17 protein-coding genes are annotated in these 17,554 nt (G+C 59.6%); 12 read left to right on the forward strand and 5 right to left on the reverse strand.

The annotated features are described in order from the left end of the window. The first annotated feature begins 15 nt into the window (after positions 1–15). The 6 genes from QEH54_RS05345 to QEH54_RS05370 all read left to right on the forward strand — a co-directional run bounded on the left by QEH54_RS05345 (position 16) and on the right by QEH54_RS05370 (position 7,973). Positions 16–2,388 carry an MMPL family transporter gene (locus QEH54_RS05345; protein ID WP_309017607.1) on the forward strand — a complete coding sequence of 791 codons (2,373 nt, stop codon included), beginning with the start codon at positions 16–18 and terminating at the stop codon, positions 2,386–2,388. Positions 2,389–2,410: 22 nt separating this feature from the next. Further along, positions 2,411–3,211, forward strand: a complete 801-nt coding sequence (locus QEH54_RS05350; protein ID WP_309017608.1) for an outer membrane lipoprotein-sorting protein — start codon at positions 2,411–2,413, stop codon at positions 3,209–3,211. 28 nt (positions 3,212–3,239) lie between these two features. Further along, complete coding sequence (locus QEH54_RS05355; RefSeq protein ID WP_309017609.1) at positions 3,240–4,436, forward strand: hypothetical protein; 1,197 nt, start codon at positions 3,240–3,242, stop codon at positions 4,434–4,436. A 28-nt stretch (positions 4,437–4,464) separates the two neighbouring features. Continuing rightward, positions 4,465–4,872 (forward strand): RidA family protein, encoded by a 408-nt coding sequence (locus tag QEH54_RS05360; RefSeq protein WP_309017610.1) that lies wholly within the window; start codon positions 4,465–4,467, stop codon positions 4,870–4,872. Between the two features lie 309 nt (positions 4,873–5,181). Then, positions 5,182–6,291, forward strand: coding sequence for an HRDC domain-containing protein (locus tag QEH54_RS05365; protein WP_309017611.1), 1,110 nt, complete (start codon positions 5,182–5,184; stop codon positions 6,289–6,291). A gap of 59 nt (positions 6,292–6,350) precedes the next feature. Next, complete coding sequence (locus QEH54_RS05370; protein ID WP_309017612.1) at positions 6,351–7,973, forward strand: fatty acid CoA ligase family protein; 1,623 nt, start codon at positions 6,351–6,353, stop codon at positions 7,971–7,973. 40 nt (positions 7,974–8,013) lie between these two features. On the opposite strand, the gene QEH54_RS05375 is transcribed toward QEH54_RS05370, so the two are convergent. The 4 genes from QEH54_RS05375 to QEH54_RS05390 all read right to left on the reverse strand — a co-directional run bounded on the left by QEH54_RS05375 (position 8,014) and on the right by QEH54_RS05390 (position 11,283). After that, positions 8,014–9,219, reverse strand: coding sequence for a GAF domain-containing sensor histidine kinase (locus QEH54_RS05375; RefSeq protein WP_309017613.1), 1,206 nt, complete (start codon positions 9,217–9,219; stop codon positions 8,014–8,016). A gap of 76 nt (positions 9,220–9,295) precedes the next feature. Further along, positions 9,296–9,793 carry a DNA mismatch endonuclease Vsr gene (vsr, locus tag QEH54_RS05380; protein WP_309017614.1) on the reverse strand — a complete coding sequence of 166 codons (498 nt, stop codon included), beginning with the start codon at positions 9,791–9,793 and terminating at the stop codon, positions 9,296–9,298. Between the two features lie 73 nt (positions 9,794–9,866). Next, positions 9,867–10,958 carry a hypothetical protein gene (locus QEH54_RS05385; RefSeq protein WP_309017615.1) on the reverse strand — a complete coding sequence of 364 codons (1,092 nt, stop codon included), beginning with the start codon at positions 10,956–10,958 and terminating at the stop codon, positions 9,867–9,869. 130 nt (positions 10,959–11,088) lie between these two features. After that, a complete protein-coding gene (locus QEH54_RS05390) occupies positions 11,089–11,283 on the reverse strand; it encodes a hypothetical protein (RefSeq protein WP_309017616.1) in 195 nt (64 codons plus the stop codon). Positions 11,284–11,503: 220 nt separating this feature from the next. Here QEH54_RS05390 and QEH54_RS05395 point away from each other — a divergent pair, with 220 nt between their 5' ends. From QEH54_RS05395 to QEH54_RS05420, 6 genes are all read left to right on the forward strand, one after another. Next, a complete protein-coding gene (locus tag QEH54_RS05395) occupies positions 11,504–12,436 on the forward strand; it encodes an HDOD domain-containing protein (RefSeq protein WP_309017617.1) in 933 nt (310 codons plus the stop codon). A gap of 91 nt (positions 12,437–12,527) precedes the next feature. Continuing rightward, positions 12,528–12,905 carry an Hpt domain-containing protein gene (locus QEH54_RS05400; RefSeq protein WP_309017618.1) on the forward strand — a complete coding sequence of 126 codons (378 nt, stop codon included), beginning with the start codon at positions 12,528–12,530 and terminating at the stop codon, positions 12,903–12,905. A gap of 144 nt (positions 12,906–13,049) precedes the next feature. After that, the gene (locus tag QEH54_RS05405) at positions 13,050–13,469 is read left to right on the forward strand and encodes a rhodanese-like domain-containing protein (protein WP_309017619.1); all 420 of its coding nucleotides are present in this window, start codon (positions 13,050–13,052) and stop codon (positions 13,467–13,469) included. A gap of 10 nt (positions 13,470–13,479) precedes the next feature. Continuing rightward, complete coding sequence (locus tag QEH54_RS05410; protein ID WP_309017620.1) at positions 13,480–13,923, forward strand: MauE/DoxX family redox-associated membrane protein; 444 nt, start codon at positions 13,480–13,482, stop codon at positions 13,921–13,923. Between the two features lie 4 nt (positions 13,924–13,927). After that, the gene (locus tag QEH54_RS05415; protein ID WP_309017621.1) at positions 13,928–14,404 is read left to right on the forward strand and encodes a redoxin domain-containing protein; all 477 of its coding nucleotides are present in this window, start codon (positions 13,928–13,930) and stop codon (positions 14,402–14,404) included. 123 nt (positions 14,405–14,527) lie between these two features. Then, positions 14,528–16,381 (forward strand): TonB-dependent receptor, encoded by a 1,854-nt coding sequence (locus QEH54_RS05420; protein WP_309017622.1) that lies wholly within the window; start codon positions 14,528–14,530, stop codon positions 16,379–16,381. Positions 16,382–16,647: 266 nt separating this feature from the next. On the opposite strand, the gene QEH54_RS05425 is transcribed toward QEH54_RS05420, so the two are convergent. Continuing rightward, on the reverse strand, positions 16,648–17,514 hold the full coding sequence (locus QEH54_RS05425; RefSeq protein WP_309017623.1) for an EamA family transporter: 867 nt from the start codon (positions 17,512–17,514) through the stop codon (positions 16,648–16,650). Between the last annotated feature and the right edge of the window lie 40 nt (positions 17,515–17,554).

A 17,554-nucleotide genomic window follows, 5' to 3' on the forward strand; every position in this document is an offset into this window, starting at 1 on the left:
GATTCAGCTTTTGCCATGTCTGAAAAACGCCAAGACCCCGCTCCCGGTCGCGTGGAACGCTACGCTCAGGGACTCATCGCCCACCGCTGGAAGGTCCTGCTAGGTTCCCTCCTTTTTGCCGCCGCCTGCTTTTTCGGAGCGCGAACGATCGAGTTCGAAAACAGCTACCGCATCTTCTTCTCGGAGGAGAATCCTCAGCTGCAAGCTTTCGAGGCGTTGCAGAACGTCTACACCAAGGATGACAACATTCTCTTCGTGCTCACCGCCCCAGAGGATAGCATCTACGAGGCAAAGTTTATGGAGGCTGTGCGATGGCTGACCGAAGAGGCCTGGCAATTGCCGTATTCGCGGCGCGTTGATTCCATCACCAACTTCCAGAATTCGGTCGCTGTCGAGGACGACATTTTCGTAGAGGACTTAGCTCCCGAGGAAAAGGAGTTGGACGCGGCCCGTTTGGCCTACATGGAACAGGTCGCTCTGAACGAGCCGCTCCTCTACAATCGAATCATCAATTCGGATGGTTATGCCACCGGAGTGACAGTCACGGTTTCGCTTCCGGAACTGGATCTGAATGAAACGCCCGAGACTGCCGCGGCAGCTCGCGACCTGGAGCGCCGGTTCAACGAACGGTATCCAGAAATCCAGACACACCTTGCGGGCATGGTCATCATGGACAACGCGTTCGTGGAGTCCACGGTTAACGACCTGAAGACCATCGTGATGCCGATGTTTTTCGCACTCTTCGTGGTCATGGCGATTCTGCTTCGCTCCTTCTGGGGGACGTTGGCTACCGGGCTGGTGCTGGTGCTCACCTTGATGACATCCTTCGGACTCATGGGCTGGGTAGGGATCAATATGAGTACTCCACTTGGCACGATGCCCATCATGATTATGACGCTAGCGGTGGCCGATTGTGTCCATATTCTGGTGACAATGCTCAATGAGATGCGTCATGGGCGCGAAAAGAGATCGGCTCTAGTAGAAAGCGTTCGCATCAACTTCGCTCCAGTCCTATTGACCAGCGTCACTACCGCCATCGGGTTTCTGAGCATGAACTTCAGCGACGCGCCTCCTTTTCGCGATCTCGGAAATGTGGTGGCGATAGGCGTGATGGCCGCTTGTGGATTCTCAATCGTGACTTTGCCTGCTCTTGTATCCGTGATTCCGCTACGAGTGAAGCGTTTCGCGGAAGGTGAAACGCATCTGTTCGATAAGTGGGTGGAATTGCTTCAGAAGCATCGAGGTCTTTTCCTGGCCGGTTCGACTGCAGTGGTGGCCTTGATGGCCCTCATGATCCCGCGCATCGAACTCAACGACCAGTGGACCAAATACTTCGATACCTCGCTAGATGTCCGGGTGGATATGGACTATGCGGAAGAAAACCTGACTGGGATGTCCAACCTCGAATTCTCGCTTCCCGCTGGCGAGAGTGGCGGCATCAGCAATCCGGAGTATTTGCGTCTGCTGGACGAATTCAGCGAATGGTACCGAAGCAATCCCGACGTGCTGCAGGTGAACTCCATCGCGGATACCATGAAGCGATTGAACAAGAACATGCACGGCGACGATCCGGCGTTCTACCGCATCCCCGAAGAGCGCGATCTGGCGGCCCAGTATCTGTTGATGTACGAGTTTTCGCTGCCGTATGGCTTAGACCTGAACAACCAGATCAATGTGGACAAGTCAGCGAGCCGCGTGACTGTCACCGCTGCCGATTTGCGCACGAAGGAGCTGCGGGAACTCATCGCCCAAGGCGAGCAGTGGCTGGAACAAAACGCTCCGGCCTACATGCATGTGAAGGCCGCAAGTCCCACGGTGATGTTCGCCTACATTTCCGAACGCAACATCAATAGCATGCTCACGGGAACGATCCTTGCGTTTGTATCGATATCGTTGATACTTATGTTCGCCCTGCGAAGCGTGAAGTACGGCTTGGTGAGCATCATCCCCAACGTGGTGCCTGCGATCCTTGGCATCGGAACCTGGAGCGTGCTCTACGGAGAGATGGGCATGTCTGTATCGGTGATCACGGGAATGACGCTCGGGATCGTGGTCGACGATACGGTGCACTTTCTCTCAAAATACATCCGCGCTCGCAGGGAGAAGGGACTAAGCGGCGAGGCCGCAGTTCGTTCCGCGTTTCGAACGGTTGGCAAGGCTTTGGTGGTGACGACTCTCATCCTTTCAGTCGGTTTCAGCATCCTGGGTCTCTCAAGCTTCCGGCTGAACAATTGGATGGGACAGCTCACGGCCATCGTGATCGTGTTCGCGCTCATCGCGGACTTCGTGCTGCTCCCCGCGGTACTGCTCTCTCTCGACAAGAAACGGGCGCGTTGCGCTCGAACGAAAGCGGTGGAATCACGCGAAGCGGAGCCCGCTCTCGTGTAGAACCTCAAAGCGTAGAAAGAAAATGAATACGTACATCAGAAAGAACGTTTTGCTAAAGATCACCGCGTTCCTGGCTCTCTCAAGCGGGTCGCTTTATGGACTCACTGCGGAGGAGCGTGGTTTGCAGATCGCGGAGGAGATGGACCGACGCGACTCGGGCTTCGGCGATACCAGTGCGGAGCTCCTGATGGAGCTGAGGAACAAGCAAGGAGAAACCAGCTCTCGCGAAATGAGCATGCGCACCTTGGAAGGAATCGGGGAGGGCGACAAGTCGTTGATCGTTTTCGATGAGCCTCGTGACGTGAAAGGCACCGCGTTTCTTTCATACACAAAAAAGGTCGGGCCTGACGATCAATGGCTCTTTCTGCCGGCTCTGGAGCGGGTCAAGCGGATCTCCTCAAGCAACAAATCTGGTCCCTTCGTAGGTAGCGAATTCGCCTACGAGGACCTGAGTTCTCAGGAGGTGGAGAAATACACCTACCGTTATTTGAGAGATGAAGACCTCGACGGCGAGCCATGTTTCGTGGTGGAACGCTATCCCGTCGATCCGAAATCCGGATACACGCGTCAAATCGTCTGGGTCGACCAGTCGGAATACATTTCCCGCAAGATGGTCTTTTACGACCGGAAGGACTCGCTGCTCAAGACGCTGACTTTTTCAAAATACCGGCAGTATGATGGCCGGTACTGGAGGTCTCACCAAATGACTATGGTCAATCACCAAACCGGCAAGGCGACTACGCTGGAATGGAAAGACTATCAGTTTGGAAACGGCTATTCCGAGCGAGATTTCGATCGACGAAGCCTGCAGACGACGCGCTAAAGTTGTATCCACCCGCTGATTACGCGTTATGAAGGTGCGATTCCTACTCTTGTCTGTGGCCGCTCTCGTTGGCTCGAATCTAGCCCACGGGATGGAGGTTTCCGGGCACCTGACTCTGGAGGGAAGAGCATTTGAGGATGGTCCTGCTTATGCCGGTCAGGACAATCGAGCCACGGGAGCGGTCATCTTCGAACCTGAATTGTATCAGAGTTGGGGCAACGGGGATTTGGCGTTCGAGTTTACACCCTATTTTCGAGAGGATTCCGCCGACCCGGAGCGCGATCTTTTCGATGTCCGCGAGCTCTCGCTGCTGTGGATCTCGGGGAACTGGGAGACCAAAATCGGTTACTCCAAAGTGTTTTGGGGCGTGGCGGAATCGCAACACCTGGTGGACACCATCAATCAGACCGATCTCGCGGCCAATCCGGATGGAGAGGATAAACTAGGGCAGCCAATGGTGCAGATCGTTTACGTTAGCGACTTCGGGGACTTCAGTTTCTTTGCCCTGCCAGGCTTTCGCGAACGCACCTTTCCAGGCAGGCAGGGGCGCTTGCGAGCGTCCTCCCATGTGGATACAAGTCGAACACGTTACGAATCTTTGGGTGAGGATGAGCGAGTCGATTTCGCTTTGAGGTGGAAGCATTACATCGGAGATTTCGATCTCGGGCTTCACTATTTCAGCGGTACCAATCGAGATCCGATTCTAATACCGATCGAGCGGATCGGTGGCTTACCGAGGAGGGTGATTCCGTACTATGAGCTGATGGATCAGGTCGGGCTTGACGTGCAGATGACCAAGGGGGCTTGGTTATGGAAGCTTGAGGCGATCGCTCGCGAGACGAGTCGCGATCGATATTCCGCGATGGTAGGAGGTTTTGAATACACGCTTTATGGGATCATGGATTCCGTTGTCGACCTTGGCCTGCTGGCGGAAGTCCATCTCGATTCCCGAGGTGAAGCCGCGCCCGTGGTGTTCAATCGTGATCTTTTTCTCGGCGGACGCTTCGCGTGGAATGACGAAGCGGATACCAGCATGGTTGCGGGATTGTTCATTGATGGAAACAATGGCTCCAGCATGGTCCGCCTGGAATTCGAGCGCCGTATCGGTGACAGCTACAAGCTGGAGATCGAGCTGCAGAAGCTAGCCAGCCTCGATGAAGCGGACGTCTTGTATCCGCTACGAGAGGACAGCTATCTGCAGGTTTCGCTTAGTCGGTATTTTTAGAGAGTGAACACTGTGAAATACTCAACTTATGAAGACGCTTATTAATCCATCTGAACTCTACGACGGATCGAGTTTTGGCATGTCCCAAGCCGTAGTCCTCGAAAAGCATGGCTTAGTCTTTGTGTCGGGCCAAGTCGACTGGAACCGCGATTTCCAGATCACGGAAACAAGTTTCGAAGGTCAGCTGAAGAGCGCTTTGAGGAACCTGGAAATTGTTTTGCGCGAGGCTAACGCGTCCGTGAAAGGTTTGCTGCAGGTGCGAATCTTCGTTCGAGGCGAACTGGCCGACTACATGGAAATGGCCGCGCCGATCCTTGCCGCCTTTCTAGGCGAGTCTCGACCGGCGGTGACCGGCGTCGGGGTCGCTTCGCTGGCGGATCGGGAATTGCTGGTGGAAGTAGAGGCGATCGCCATCCGGGATCCGGCTTTGGCCTGATTGAAACGTCAGCGACTGGTTCGTCTCCGGCACGGTCAAATCGAGACACTCAGTCTAGTCGAAGCGAAGCAGGAGCGTCCGGCGATGCCGTCTGGGTGGAACTCGTGCTTGAATCCGCGGGGGAGAGAGGCTAGTAACGCTCTCCTTTATCCGGATGTCTTTGCGAACTAATGACTTTCAAGCTTTCGATGCGTTGCGGCAGCGTTTCGACGAACTGGTTTCGTCGCCCGCTTGAATCCGTTTTTAGCGAAGCTGTTCGGAATCTCGTGGACCTCCCGAAAGGAGGCTGGCACGAATAACGAATCGCGCATGGACGAAATCAATTTCACCTACATCGACAAGCAAAAGGAGCTCGACGAGCTCTGCGAGCAACTGCAGGACCAGACGGAGATCGCCTTGGACAGCGAAGCCGATAACCTGCACCACTTCGAGACCAAGCTCTGTCTCCTGCAAATGCGCTTCAACGGGAGCATCGCCCTGCTGGACGTCACCGCCGATCTGAATCTGGACCGCTTCTGGGAGCTGCTTTCCGAGTTGCATCTGATCATGCATGGCAGCGATTTCGACTTGCGGCTCTTTCACGAGTTTTGCGGCTTCACCGCCAAGAGCATCTTCGACTCCATGCTCGCATCCCAGCTGCTGGGCATCAAGCGCATCGGGCTGGCGGCCTTGCTGGAGGAAAACTTCAAGGTGAAGATCCCCAAGGACAGCCAGAAGAGCGACTGGTCGCAGCGTCCGCTCACTCCCAAGATGCTCAAGTACGCGGCCACCGACGTGCTTTATCTGCATGATTTGCGCGACAAGCTGATGGCTCGCATCGACGACAAGCAGCGCGGCGAGTGGCTTCGTCAGCGCTGCGACAACCAAATTCGCATCGCCAAAACGGGCTTCCCGCGCAGCGATGAAAACTCCTGGCGCATCGCTCGATCGGACCGGCTCGACGAGCGCGGTCAGGCGGGCGTGTACGAGCTCTGGTACTGGCGTCAGAATCTCGCCAAACGCTTAGACCGGCCGCCTTTCAAGATCCTCGGCAACGACTACATCATCACCTTGGCGGAAGGCATTTCCGAAGGAAACTGGGAGTACGTTTTCGAAAGCTTGCCCATGGGCATACAGCGCCGCTCGCGCCAGGGATTGACCGACGCTTTGAAGCGCGGCGTCAGCCGCGATGTGAAGACCTTGCCGCAGCGACCGCCACGTCCCGACCGCCGGGCGCCGCTTTCGCAGCAGGAGCTCGATCGGCAGGATGCCATCAAGGGGCACCGCGACAAGCTCGCCAAGGAATACGGCATCGACCCGACCCTTATCGCGACGCGCAGTCAAGTAGCCCAGCTGGCGCGCGATCCCAACGACACGAGCGGATTTCTGGATTGGCAGAAGGAGCAGCTGGAGCCGTGCCTCGCCCCGCTGCGCGGTTGAGCTTCACGACGTGATGCCTGCCTGCCGTTTCGAAATGCTGTAGTTGAATTGCAATGACGATGGTAAACGTATCGCGGTTTCTCGACGAAAAGGCTCGCAGCCAGCCTGAAGTCGCTTCGCTCCTGGTACCCCGCGGTCGAGCGGGCGACGGCAGCATCGACTACCTGGAGCTCAGTTTCCGCGAGCTGGCGGCGGAGCAAAACGAATGGGCCTGCCGTTTCCGCGGCCGAGGGATTGGCAAAGGCTCGCGGGTGCTGCTCATGGTGAAGCCCGGCCTTCCGCTCATCGCGATCTGTTTCGCGCTGTTCAAGATCGGAGCGGTGCCCATCGTGATCGATCCGGGCATGGGACTGAAGAGCTTCTTGGCCTGCGTGCGTCGCTCGCAACCCGAGTTTCTGGTCGGCATCTCCTTGGCAATTTGGGCGTCGCGTCTCTTCCGTCCCTCCTTTCGCAGCGTGCGCGGCAGGGTCAAGGTGGGAGGTCCGCTCGATCGAGTGGCGAGCGCGTTTTCCGAGGAAGTCCCGCAGCCGACGCAGGCGGACGACCTGGCGGCGGTGCTGTTCACTTCCGGCTCCACCGGAGCTCCGAAAGGCGTCTGCTACGAGCATGGCATGTTCGAGGCTCAGGTCGCTGCCATCCGAAGCCAGTACGGCATCGAGCCGGGAGAGGTGGATCTGCCCATGCTGCCGATCTTCGCCCTGTTCAATCCCGCCCTCGGCATGACCACGGTGGTGCCGGAGATCAATCCGAGCAAGCCCGCCACGGTGGAGCCGGAAAAGATCGTGCAGGCGATTCAGCAGTGTTCGGTGAGCAACTCCTTCGGGTCGCCCGCCCTCTGGGCGAAAATCGGCGCCCATTGCGCGGAACGCGGTATCACTCTGCCGACCATGAAGCGAATCCTTATGGCGGGAGCTCCGGTGCCGCCGGCCTTGATGAAACGCTTTCAGTCCATCCTCACCAAAGGTCAGGTGCATTCTCCCTACGGAGCGACGGAGGTGCTGCCTGTGTCTTCTGTATCCGATGAGGAAATACTGGAGCGCGCTCAAGCGAAGACCGAGCGCGGAGCCGGGACCTGCGTTGGCAAGCTGCTGCCAAGCGTGCAAGCGAGGATCTTGCCTCTGAGCGATGAGGCCCTCGCGGCTCGAGATTTGGAGAACGCTCTTCCCACGGGCGAAATTGGCGAAATCGTGGTGACCGGTCCTAGCGTGACCAAGGCATACGACCGCTTGCCGGATGCCACACGGCTTTCCAAGATCGTGGATGAAAGCGGTCGGATATGGCACCGCATGGGCGATCTCGGGTATTTGGATACGGATGGCTATCTATGGTTCTGCGGGCGCAAGGTGGAGCGCGTGGTGACAGGGGATCGGGTCTACTACACCGATCGATGCGAGGGGGTGATCAATCCGCATCCAAAGGTCTTGCGCTCGGCCTTGATCGCTTTGAGTTCCGGGGAAGGCGTGCAGCCTGCTTTGGTGGTGGAGCCGGTAGGCGGTGCGTATCCAAAGAATGATACGGAAGAGGCGGCTTTGCTTGCTGAAGTGCGTTCTCTGGCGAATGGGTGCGAAGAGACTGCGGGGATCGAGCGCTTCTTCGTGCATCGGTCTTTTCCGGTCGACGTGCGTCACAACGCGAAGATCCATCGCTTGACGCTGGCGAAGGAGTTTTCGAGTCGGGGCTAGGACGCTCCCCCTTTGAGAGGCCACGCGTCGCGCAGGTCCGTCATGCCGGCTTCCTGCTCGGTATCGTGAGGATAGCGGTGGTGCCGTTTCCGTATTCGGATTTCAATACAAGATTTCCCTTGTTCTTTGCGGCGAAGTCGCGGCAGAGGGCAAGCCCAAGTCCGGAGCCTTTTTCGCCATCGGTGCCGTAGGAGGTGTGGTGAGCTCCGGGTTTGAAAAGCGATTGCAGGACCTCCGGCTTGATCCCTGCCCCCGTGTCGGCGATCGCGATTTCGGTGGCTGCGTCCGTCTGGCGGAGCGAGAGGGTGATGGTCCCGCCTCGTGGGGTGAACTTGGCGGCGTTGGAGAGGAGGTTTAGCAGGATGGAATGGAGCATGGCTCGGTCGCACCAGACGGAGGCGTCGCTCGGGACATTGGCTTCGAAGCGCAGCGCTTTGCGCTTGAAGGTTCCGGTGAGGCTGAGCAGCGCGGTCTCCAGCGTTTCGGAAATCGAGGTTTCGCTTGGTTTGAAGGAGAAATGCCCCAGCTCGAACTCCTTCTTTTGCAGCAGGTTCTCCGCGATCTGCAGAGCCGAGTTGGCGCTGGTGTTCACGTTTTCGAGGAGTTCCTTTTGTTCGGCCGGGCTGAGAGGATCCTCCTCGTCTCGCAGAAGATCGCCTGCCGAGAGGATGGAGAGCAGGGGGGAGCGGATGTCGTGAGCGAGGACCGAAAAGAGCTTGTTGTTCGCTTTGTTGAGCTCCTCCAACCGCTTGTTGCGGATGCGCAGATCGAGGTTGGCGCAGACTTGGCGGGAGAGGTGCCGTAGGGCTTCGATTTGCGAGGGCTCGAGCTGGCGGGGCTTTTTGTCGATCACGCACAAGGTGCCTAGGGCTTGCTTGTCCACGGTGACGATGGGCGCTCCAGCGTAGAAACGGATTTCCGGTTCCCCGTTGACGAGCGGGTTGTCGCGAAATCGATCGTCGAGCAGGGCGTCGGGCACGATCATGACCTGATCCGGATCCAGTACGGCGTAGCTGCAGAAAGCGTGGTCGCGGTGGGTTTGCTGAGCGTCCAGCCCGATTCGAGCCTTGAACCATTGCCGCTCGGCGTCGACTAGGCTGATCAAGGCGATCGGGACGTCGCAGATGGTCGCGGCCAGCTTGGCGATGCTGTCGAAAAGGGCTTCCGCTTCGGTGTCGAGAATCTGGTAGCGCTCCAGCGCTTCGAGGCGTTGGCGCTCGTCTTCGGGATTGGGAGGATGATTCATGGCGGGGCCGCGAGGGCCGGACTGGGTTGTTTCGGGCGGGGTCGGGGCCCGGAGCCACCACGAAGGGAGGCTTTGCTTAGCGTTTTCCATAGAGAGCTTGGGTTTCGGCGACCAGTTGCTGGTCGTCGAGCGTGTCGGGCAGCTCGAGTCCGTCCGCTCGCGGCAGTTCGCTCACCAGCCGGGCTGTCATGGCTTCGATGTCCTTGAGCTCGCATTCCCAGATGACCATGCAGCGCCAGCCGAGCCGTTGCAGGGCCTGCATGGTTTCGCGATCCCGCTCGACGTTTCGCCGAAATTTGGCCTGCCAGTAGGCGGTGTTCGACTTGGGCGTGGTGGCGTGCTTGCAGCCGGCATGGCGGTGCCAGAAGCAGCCGTGCACGAAGATGACCGTCTTGCGAGCGGGGAGAACGATGTCGGGACGCCCGGGCAGTTTTTTGTTCTTGGGACCATTGACGGTGAAGCGATAGCCAATGCGGTGCAGCAGGCTGCGGACCAGTCGCTCGGGCTTGGTGTTTCGCCCGGCGACGCGGGACATGATCCATGAGCGATGCAGCTTCGAGATCTTGTCCGGCATGTGGGCACCCTAGCCGCTTCGCCTGCGAAATCAAGAGAGGGAATCGCCTAGATGATTCCCGCTTTCCGCTCGCCTAGAGCCAGCGCACGATGGCGTGCAGACTGGTGAGATTCGACAGGCAGAGAGCGATCCAGAAGACGCCTTTGCGCTTTTCCTCGAGCAGGAGGTTGAAGGCCACCGTCATGGGCAAGGCGATGCGGCAGCCTGCCCAGTAGCCGCGCCAGACCGCATCTCCGAGGCAGAGGAAAAGCAGTCCGTAGACCATGCCCAGTGTCCAGATGCGGCTTTGCGGACGCGGCTTGAGGATGAGGTAGGCGAACTGGAAGGAGAGGCCGAGCAGAGCGACGATGCGAAACCAGTAGCGATCGGGCTCGTCGGTTTCGCTGGCGGCCAGTTGGCGGATGGCGTCGACCAAGCCATGATACAGACCGCTGAAGGGAAGCACGATGTTGTCATGGGCGTTCAAGGTCAGGGGAAAGGCGGCGGCGACCTTGGCCATCCAAAGTCCGAGCGGAATCGCCGCGGCGAAGAAGGCTACTGAAAAGGCCAGGAGGGTCGATCGGCTGGGCCAAGACTTGTTTCGCTTTGCCGCCAGAAAGGCCGCGGAGTTGAGCAACGCGGTTTCCTTGGTCAGAGCGGCGAGCGTGTTTGCGAGGTAGGGGCTCAGGCTTCGACGGTCTTCCAGGGCCGCGATGACGATGAGCCCTAGCAGGAGGGAGGGCAGATCGGCGAGCGAGTAGCGGACGCTCTCGAGGGCGCCCATGGAAAAGACGCAGAAGAACCAGCGCCCGAAGCTTTCGAGGCTGCCGACCGGAATCCATCGCAGCAGCAGCCAGGCGAATAGTCCGAGGCAGGCGATGTTGAGCGCGCTGTGAACCTGCAGGATCAACGCCGGTTTTCCCAGTCCGAGCGCGTAGCTTAGGGCTGGCAAGGCGATGCGTCGCGCTCGATAGGAGGGGTGGTCGATGGCCTCGACCAGCTGGGGGTCGGAAAGGCTGGGGTCGAGAGCGATCTGCAGGTAGTACTGCCCGTCGTAGCCGGTGGAGTCGGGCTTCCGGTAGACGTCGAGCGATTCGATCGCGTCGAGGGTCGGTCGATGGTGGTCGGCTCCGAAGCCGGCGAGTTCGCTCAGGCCGTGCCGAGCGGAGAACTTTCCCAGGAGCAACCCGAGAAGGAAGAGCGCGCAAATGAGATATGGAAGTCGAGCTCGCAAGCGAGCCTAGCACCTGCCCGAGCGCGTATGTGGCTGCAAGCCAAAAGCCTTGGCGACAAGCGACTCGAGCGGAAGAAATGGTTTAGTTGAGATCGAAGGCCACGCCGAGCAGGCCTCGGGTGCGGTCGCAGACCTCGTTGTCCTCGGACATGACGATGCAGCGCTGCATGAGCGAGATGCGGGCCAGCTCTTCGGGGGTGGAGTGGATGCTGTCGGCCGCTGCGTTGAGCATGGACCATTCGTCTTCGCTGAGGGGGATTCGTATAGAGTTATTCATGCTCTTGTAAATCGTCACGGGGCGGGATGGCCTTAAGGCGCGGGCCGCGCTTGCTGGGTAGTTTACACTATTTTTTCGCTGAGTAGCGCCCGCCGCTCCAGAGGGAGCCTCAGGGGAATGGCGCCTATGAGGGCCGCTGCTGAGTGGAGCGAGGGGCTCTTATCGCTCAACTTGGCGGAAACGCGTCCGATGAAGCTGGGGAAGACTTTCTTTTAGCCATATGATCACTCACCCGATAAACGAAGACGACATCCTGAGCGACCTCGACGAGATGTCTGTGGCCCCGCAAATTTTACCCCGCCTGCAGGCGATGGTATCGGACTGCAACACCAACCCGGACGACATTCGCGACATGATTCGCATGGATCCGGCTCTCAGTTCGATGATCCTGAAGACCGCCAACAGCGCCTTCTTCAATCCGGGCTACCACATCGACTCCATCGATGACGCCATCATGCAGCTCGGATTCAGCGACGTTTATCAAATCGTGACCATGTTGGCCTTCTCCGATGTGATGGCCAAGCCGCTGGAGACCTACGCCCTGAGCGCGGGACAGTTCTGGCGTCGCTCCGTGGCGTGCGCCTTGGCCATGGAGCGACTCGCTCGCAAGTACGGCGAGGATCCCGGCGTAGCCTATACCATCGGACTGCTGCACGGGATCGGCATGGTGTTCATCGAGCGCGAGCTGATGCAGCGCGAAAAGCGAGTGGTCTTTCAGAACGCTCTGCCCGAGGACGTGGCCATCGCCTCCGAGGAGATGGAGATTTTCGGCCTCAACCACGCCAAGGCGGGGGCATCCGTCATGCGCCAGTGGGGCTTCTCGGACGAGATCGTGGTGCCTGTCTACTGCCAATTCGAGCCGTCCGAGGCCGGAAACTACGAGCGCATGGCCTGTTTGATCTCCTTCGCCAAGCGCATGATTGGCACGATCATCAACGACGAGGCAGGAGCGGTGGCTCAGCCCGGTCCGGATCCCTTGCTGATCGCCTTGCTGCACCTCAGCAAGGAGGAGTACCAGAAGGTGGTGCTCGCCCTGCGCGACAGCTTTACCAAGGCCCAAGGCCTGGTGGGCGACGTGAGCCCCGGAAAGGTCGTCACCAAGAAAGCCATGGAGTCCAAGCTCGGCTACGGCCAGCGTCGGATTCGTTTGTAGAACCTTCAGTTAACCTTGCGACTTTAGAGGGGATGCTATTTATTTCAGCAATCTCGTAACCCACAGAGACCACACCCTCAAAATACTCAAAATGAGCGATTCAGAACTAATCGATTGGGAACAGCTTTCGATGATCTTTGGCGAAGACGATGAGGAGTTCGACGAAGATATGGCGGAACTATTCCAGGAATTCATCGAAGACGGCAACGCCCGTTTCGATGCCATCAAGGATGCGAGCTTCCCTGAACAAAAGGAGTTCATCGCGAAGGAGTCTCACAAGCTGAAAGGCTCGGCGAGCAACTTCGGATTTACCCAGGTTGCGAACCTGCTGGCTCACATCGAGGACGACATCGGCACCATTGCCTCGGACGATGTGAGCGAAAGCCTGGAAAAGGCCATGGCCTACTTCAAGCAGAGCATCGACGCGGTGGTCAGCAAGTATCCCCCGCTGGCTTCGATAAGCCGTTAGGCGGACGAGCCGAAAAAAGGACGTTAGCCTGAAAAGAGGCGACCCTTCGCGGGGTCGCCTCTTTGGCGTCCGCATGCCAAGCGTCGCCGATGGCATCGGCTAAGGGCTCGACTTGGCCCGGCTCAGCGGACTTGATGGTCAGCGATGAAGGCGTTCGCCCAGGCAGGTATCATCTTGGCTCTTTCAGCCGTTCTCGCGGCTGCCAGCTACCTCGCCCGGCCAGAGGTCCTGCCGTGGGATCGGGGAGAGCTGGAGGTCGAGCTGGAGGAGGCCTTGGGATGGGAGCAGGCCATATGGCTGGACGCCCGAGTGGAGGAGGACTTCCGGCGAGGCAGCTATCAAGGGGCTTTGCCTATGAACGAGGAAAACTGGGAGAGCGGCTTGGCGCCTTTCCTCGATCAGTGGACGCCGGAGCGACCGGTGGTGGTTTTTTGTTCGAGCCAATCCTGCCTGCGATCCGACAGCGTCGCCCGGCGCCTGCGCTCTGAACTGGGAGTGGAAAACGTGTACAGCCTCGCTGGCGGCTGGGAAGCCATGGTGGACGCGGGGCTAATCGATCGATGAGGGGGAGGAGATGAAGCGAACCGTCAGTCAGCTGCTCTATCTCGTAGTGGGGGCTCTCTTCGGCTACGCCGCGGTGGCGAAGATCCTGGATCCGGAAGCCTTCCTGTCTTCGCTGCTCACCTACGAGCTTTTCCCCTACGCTCTGGCCGTGGGGCTCGCCTGGTTCGCTCCCATGCTGGAGCTGGTCGTGGCGGTCTGCCTGGCGAGCGGCTTCCTGAGGCGCGGCGCCAGTTGGTTGACCGGATTGATGCTGATCCTCTTCATCATCCTTGTGGCGCAGGGCCGGCTGCGCGGCCTGGCTCTGGATTGCGGCTGCTTTGGCGCGAACCGTCTGGAGAGCGCCTTCGATTACGCCTGGAAGATCGCTCAGAATCTCCTGATGCTGTTCGCCCTGTGGGCGGCCGTTCTGTTGGAGGACTCGGCTCGACAACGCTCCCGCTCCTCCGAAAGCTAGAGGCATGGTATCAATTGGCGATCAGCTCGAACTCAATTTCACCGTCAAGTCGGCCCATGGCGACGAGACCCGCACCGGATCCTTTCGCGAACTGGTGACGCGCCCCACCATCGTCTCGGTCTACATGCGCAACAATACCAGCAGCTGCGACCGCCAGATCCAGCAGATGAAGGAGATCGCGCCACAGCTGGACGCCATGGGAGTGGCCCTGATCGGCGTGAGCAAGGATACCGTAGGCTCACACAGCAAATACGCCTGCAAGCTGGAGCTTGAGTTCCCCTTGGTCTCCGATCCGGATCATCGCTTCGCCAAGGCGACCGATTCGTTGGTGGAGAAAAAGATGTACGGAAAGACGTTCTGGGGGCCGGTGCGGGCCGCCTACCTGATCGATCCCTCCGGCGCGGTTTTAGGACTGATCGAAAAAGTCGATTCCGCCGCCCACGCGGATCAATTGCTCGCGCTGGCGAAAAAAGCCGGATGAACCGGACGGACAGCTCGGCGAAGCCGCGCGGTCCCTTGCTTGTTAAGCTGGTTGTTGGTATTTGTTAAGTAAACGCATTTTAAGGTTTACTAAGCTCCCGGTTTTTATGAGCTAGGGGGCGTTATGAAGACTTTCACTGCTTCGAAATCGACCGCATTGGCCGCCGTCTCGACGGTAGCAGGGCTTGCAGGCGCTGGAATGGCGTTCGCGGGAAACGGCGTGCCGCCGACCGTGGAACTGCCTGAGCTTTACGTGACCAGTTCGCACACCGCTATCGTGGAGCCGGCCTCGACCTACGGGGCGCCGGTCTCGCGATTGGAGCTCAATCCCCAGTTCGATCTGCAGGTGCGCAACCTCGCTGAGGCGCAGGGCGACGTGAGCATTCGCGGCGGCATTTTCGAAAACACCGGTTTTCGGGTGGGAGCCGCGACTTTGATCGACCCGCAGACGGGGCATTATTTTTCGGAGATCCCTATCGCTCCGGAGATGCTGGAGGGGCCTGGATTGCTGGTTGCGGCTGACAACGCGTTCGGTGGCTTCAACAGCACCGTAGGCACGGTCGACTACGCGTGGACGGAGATTCGCGACGGCGGCAGCGCTGCGGTGGGCTTCGGAGACAACAGCCTCAACTACCAGCGTCTGCACCAAGGGCGGACCTTCGCGGCGCATGGCGAGGACTCGTGGGCGGCGGAAATGGAGATCTCGCGCTCCGAAAGCGCTGGCACGATCGAAAACGGAGATCACAATTTCGTTCGCTACAGCGGGAGATTGCAGCGGAAGAGCGATGCGGGACAGACCGATTTCTTTGCAGGCTATCAATCGAAGTACCTCGCTTGGCCCGAGCTCTACGCTGCTCCCTACGGCTCCAACGAGTCGGACAGCGTTCGCACGACCTTGCTGATGGTCAACCATGCTCAGGCCTACGGCGACGACGATAGGTGGGAAGCCACCGCCTACTTCCGCCGGCACCATGACCACTATCTCTTCAACCGCTTTTCGGATAGCCTGGCGTTTCTGCACCAGACCGAGGTGGCGGGGGCCGCGGTCACTGGGGCGCACCGATTGAGCGGGCGATTCGCCATCAACTACACCGCGCAGCTCACCGCGGATGAAATCGAATCCTCCACGCTGGAGAACAACTTCACCAGCCGCAGCTATACCAAGGTGGCGGTGCTGCCGGAGTTTCTCTTGTATGAAAGCGGAGAGGAATCCCTCACCCTGCGCGCGGGCGGCAGCTACGATGATACGAACCGCGATCCTTCCAAGCTTTCCCCTATTGCGGATCTGACCTATGCTCGCGGCGACGATCGCTACTACCTTTCTATGGCCCAATCGACCCAGGTCGCGGGCTACACCGCCATCGGCGGATCCACCGGCGGCCTTTTCGCCAGCAACCCGGATCTCGATCGCGAGGTGAGCCGCAACCTCGAGCTCGGCGCGGTCCTGAGCAGGGGCGAGTGGAGCCTGAAAGCGGCGGCGTTCGCCCGCGAAGACGCCGACCTCGTCGACTGGACCTTCTCCTACGATCGCACCAGCGCGCGCTCGGCCCGCAATGTCGATATCGACACTTACGGACTGGAGCTCGTGGCCTCCCGTCGCATCGGACAGTGGGAGCTGCTGGGCAGCGCCACCTTGCTCGATAAGGACGAGGACTACGGCGACGCTTCGGTGGACGCCAGTTTCTACGCCCTCAATTTCGCCGAAACCCGCCTGACCGGGGCGGTGGTCTGGTCGCCGTTGGAGCGCCTGCAGGTCCGCATGGACAACGAGTACCGCAAGCAGCGGGAAAACGTTTTGCGCGAGGGCGACGACAGCGCCGTCTTCACCCACCTCGGCGTCTACTACTCCTTTCCGGAGCTGCAGGGTCTGGAGCTGAACGCTTCTGTGGAGAACCTTTGGCAGGACGACTTCCAGGAGATCCCGGGAACGCCCGGCCGCGGACGCCAGACCAGCGTGGGCGCCCGCTGGAGCTGGTAGCGAATTTTAGATTGGTAAGATACCGCGTCTTTCACTGGGAGAGGCTGCCGCGAGGCGCCTGATCTCAGTCGAATGGAACAGGGTGGGGCGGGGCCTTCGGGTCCCGCCCCTTTTGCGTTTAGCGGTCAGAGCATGGGAGGGCCTGGGAAGGGAGGCCCGGCTGTGCCAGGCGGGCAGTCGAGGGAAGGCGGCGGCAGACCGGAGGGGGCTGCTTGGATTTGCCGGCGGCCACTGCCGACGCTGGCGGTGCGGGCGACGGCCGTTTCCTATCGCGTGACGCGACCGATGCGTTGGCCCCAAAGCATGGCTCCGAAGATGAGGGCCGCTCCTGCCAGCAGTTTGCTTACGGAAGCGGCGGCGATCGCGCTCGATTCGCCGAAGAGGAAGAGGGACGCCGCCATGGCGAGCGGCACCACCGCGTTGTTGGCTGCGGCCAGGGCGCCGGCGCTGCTGCGGGCGGCTCCTTTGTTCCAGAGGTAAAAGCCAAGCCCCGACGCCACCGCTCCTAGGTAGAGGATGGCCAGGGCCTGTTCGCCGCTTGGGGCGATCGTTCGCCAGTCTCCCCAGATGAGAAAAGCGAAGCCTGCGAAGGCGGCTCCACCGGCGTAAAGCGCCGCCATCACCTGCGAGTCGTTGATCCCGGGCCGTTTGAGTCGCCACTCGCGATACATCAGCTGTCCTAGACCGAAGGAGAGATTGGCGACCTGCATGAGGGCGAAACCGGCCCAGATGTCGCCGCTGGGCTGGCTAAACTTTATCACCGCGGCGCCCGCCACCGAGAGCAAGGCGCAGGCGATCAGGCTCCATTGCCAGCGTCGCCGCATCAGGTCGTAGGCGAGGGCGATGTAGAGCGGAGTGAGCACCGAAAACAGGGCGACCAGATGCGAGGGCAGGAAAGCGAAGGCTCGGATGTAGGCCACGTACATGGCTCCAAACTGTAGGGATCCGATGCCGACCAAGGCGATCAGGTCGCCTCTCCCCAGGCCGGCGAGCCGAAAGAAGGGGGCGAAACAGAGCCAAGCGATCGAGAGGCGGGCCGTCGCCACGAAGGTCGAGTCGAGACCGGATAGGCGCGAGCCGATGATCCCGAAGGAGAAGGCCCAGATGAAGGAGACTGCGATGAGGAACGGCATGGAACGGAAGGCTCTGGTTAAGGTTTGTTAGAAATAGCTT

The organism is Pelagicoccus sp. SDUM812003 (assembly GCF_031127815.1).
Classification (GTDB): Bacteria; Verrucomicrobiota; Verrucomicrobiia; order Opitutales; family Opitutaceae; genus Pelagicoccus.

Excerpts from the sequence above, each read along its gene's own strand:
- QEH54_RS05345 (WP_309017607.1), top strand. The coding sequence starts at position 16 with ATGTCTGAAAAACGCCAAGACCCCGCTCCCGGTCGCGTGGAACGCTAC.
- QEH54_RS05350 (WP_309017608.1), top strand. The coding sequence starts at position 2,411 with ATGAATACGTACATCAGAAAGAACGTTTTGCTAAAGATCACCGCGTTC.
- QEH54_RS05355 (WP_309017609.1), top strand. The coding sequence starts at position 3,240 with ATGAAGGTGCGATTCCTACTCTTGTCTGTGGCCGCTCTCGTTGGCTCG.
- QEH54_RS05360 (WP_309017610.1), top strand. The coding sequence starts at position 4,465 with ATGAAGACGCTTATTAATCCATCTGAACTCTACGACGGATCGAGTTTT.
- QEH54_RS05365 (WP_309017611.1), top strand. The coding sequence starts at position 5,182 with ATGGACGAAATCAATTTCACCTACATCGACAAGCAAAAGGAGCTCGAC.
- QEH54_RS05370 (WP_309017612.1), top strand. The coding sequence starts at position 6,351 with ATGGTAAACGTATCGCGGTTTCTCGACGAAAAGGCTCGCAGCCAGCCT.
- QEH54_RS05375 (WP_309017613.1), bottom strand. The coding sequence starts at position 9,219 with ATGAATCATCCTCCCAATCCCGAAGACGAGCGCCAACGCCTCGAAGCG.
- vsr (WP_309017614.1), bottom strand. The coding sequence starts at position 9,793 with ATGCCGGACAAGATCTCGAAGCTGCATCGCTCATGGATCATGTCCCGC.
- QEH54_RS05390 (WP_309017616.1), bottom strand. The coding sequence starts at position 11,283 with ATGAATAACTCTATACGAATCCCCCTCAGCGAAGACGAATGGTCCATG.
- QEH54_RS05395 (WP_309017617.1), top strand. The coding sequence starts at position 11,504 with ATGATCACTCACCCGATAAACGAAGACGACATCCTGAGCGACCTCGAC.
- QEH54_RS05400 (WP_309017618.1), top strand. The coding sequence starts at position 12,528 with ATGAGCGATTCAGAACTAATCGATTGGGAACAGCTTTCGATGATCTTT.
- QEH54_RS05405 (WP_309017619.1), top strand. The coding sequence starts at position 13,050 with ATGAAGGCGTTCGCCCAGGCAGGTATCATCTTGGCTCTTTCAGCCGTT.
- QEH54_RS05410 (WP_309017620.1), top strand. The coding sequence starts at position 13,480 with ATGAAGCGAACCGTCAGTCAGCTGCTCTATCTCGTAGTGGGGGCTCTC.
- QEH54_RS05415 (WP_309017621.1), top strand. The coding sequence starts at position 13,928 with ATGGTATCAATTGGCGATCAGCTCGAACTCAATTTCACCGTCAAGTCG.
- QEH54_RS05420 (WP_309017622.1), top strand. The coding sequence starts at position 14,528 with ATGAAGACTTTCACTGCTTCGAAATCGACCGCATTGGCCGCCGTCTCG.
- QEH54_RS05425 (WP_309017623.1), bottom strand. The coding sequence starts at position 17,514 with ATGCCGTTCCTCATCGCAGTCTCCTTCATCTGGGCCTTCTCCTTCGGG.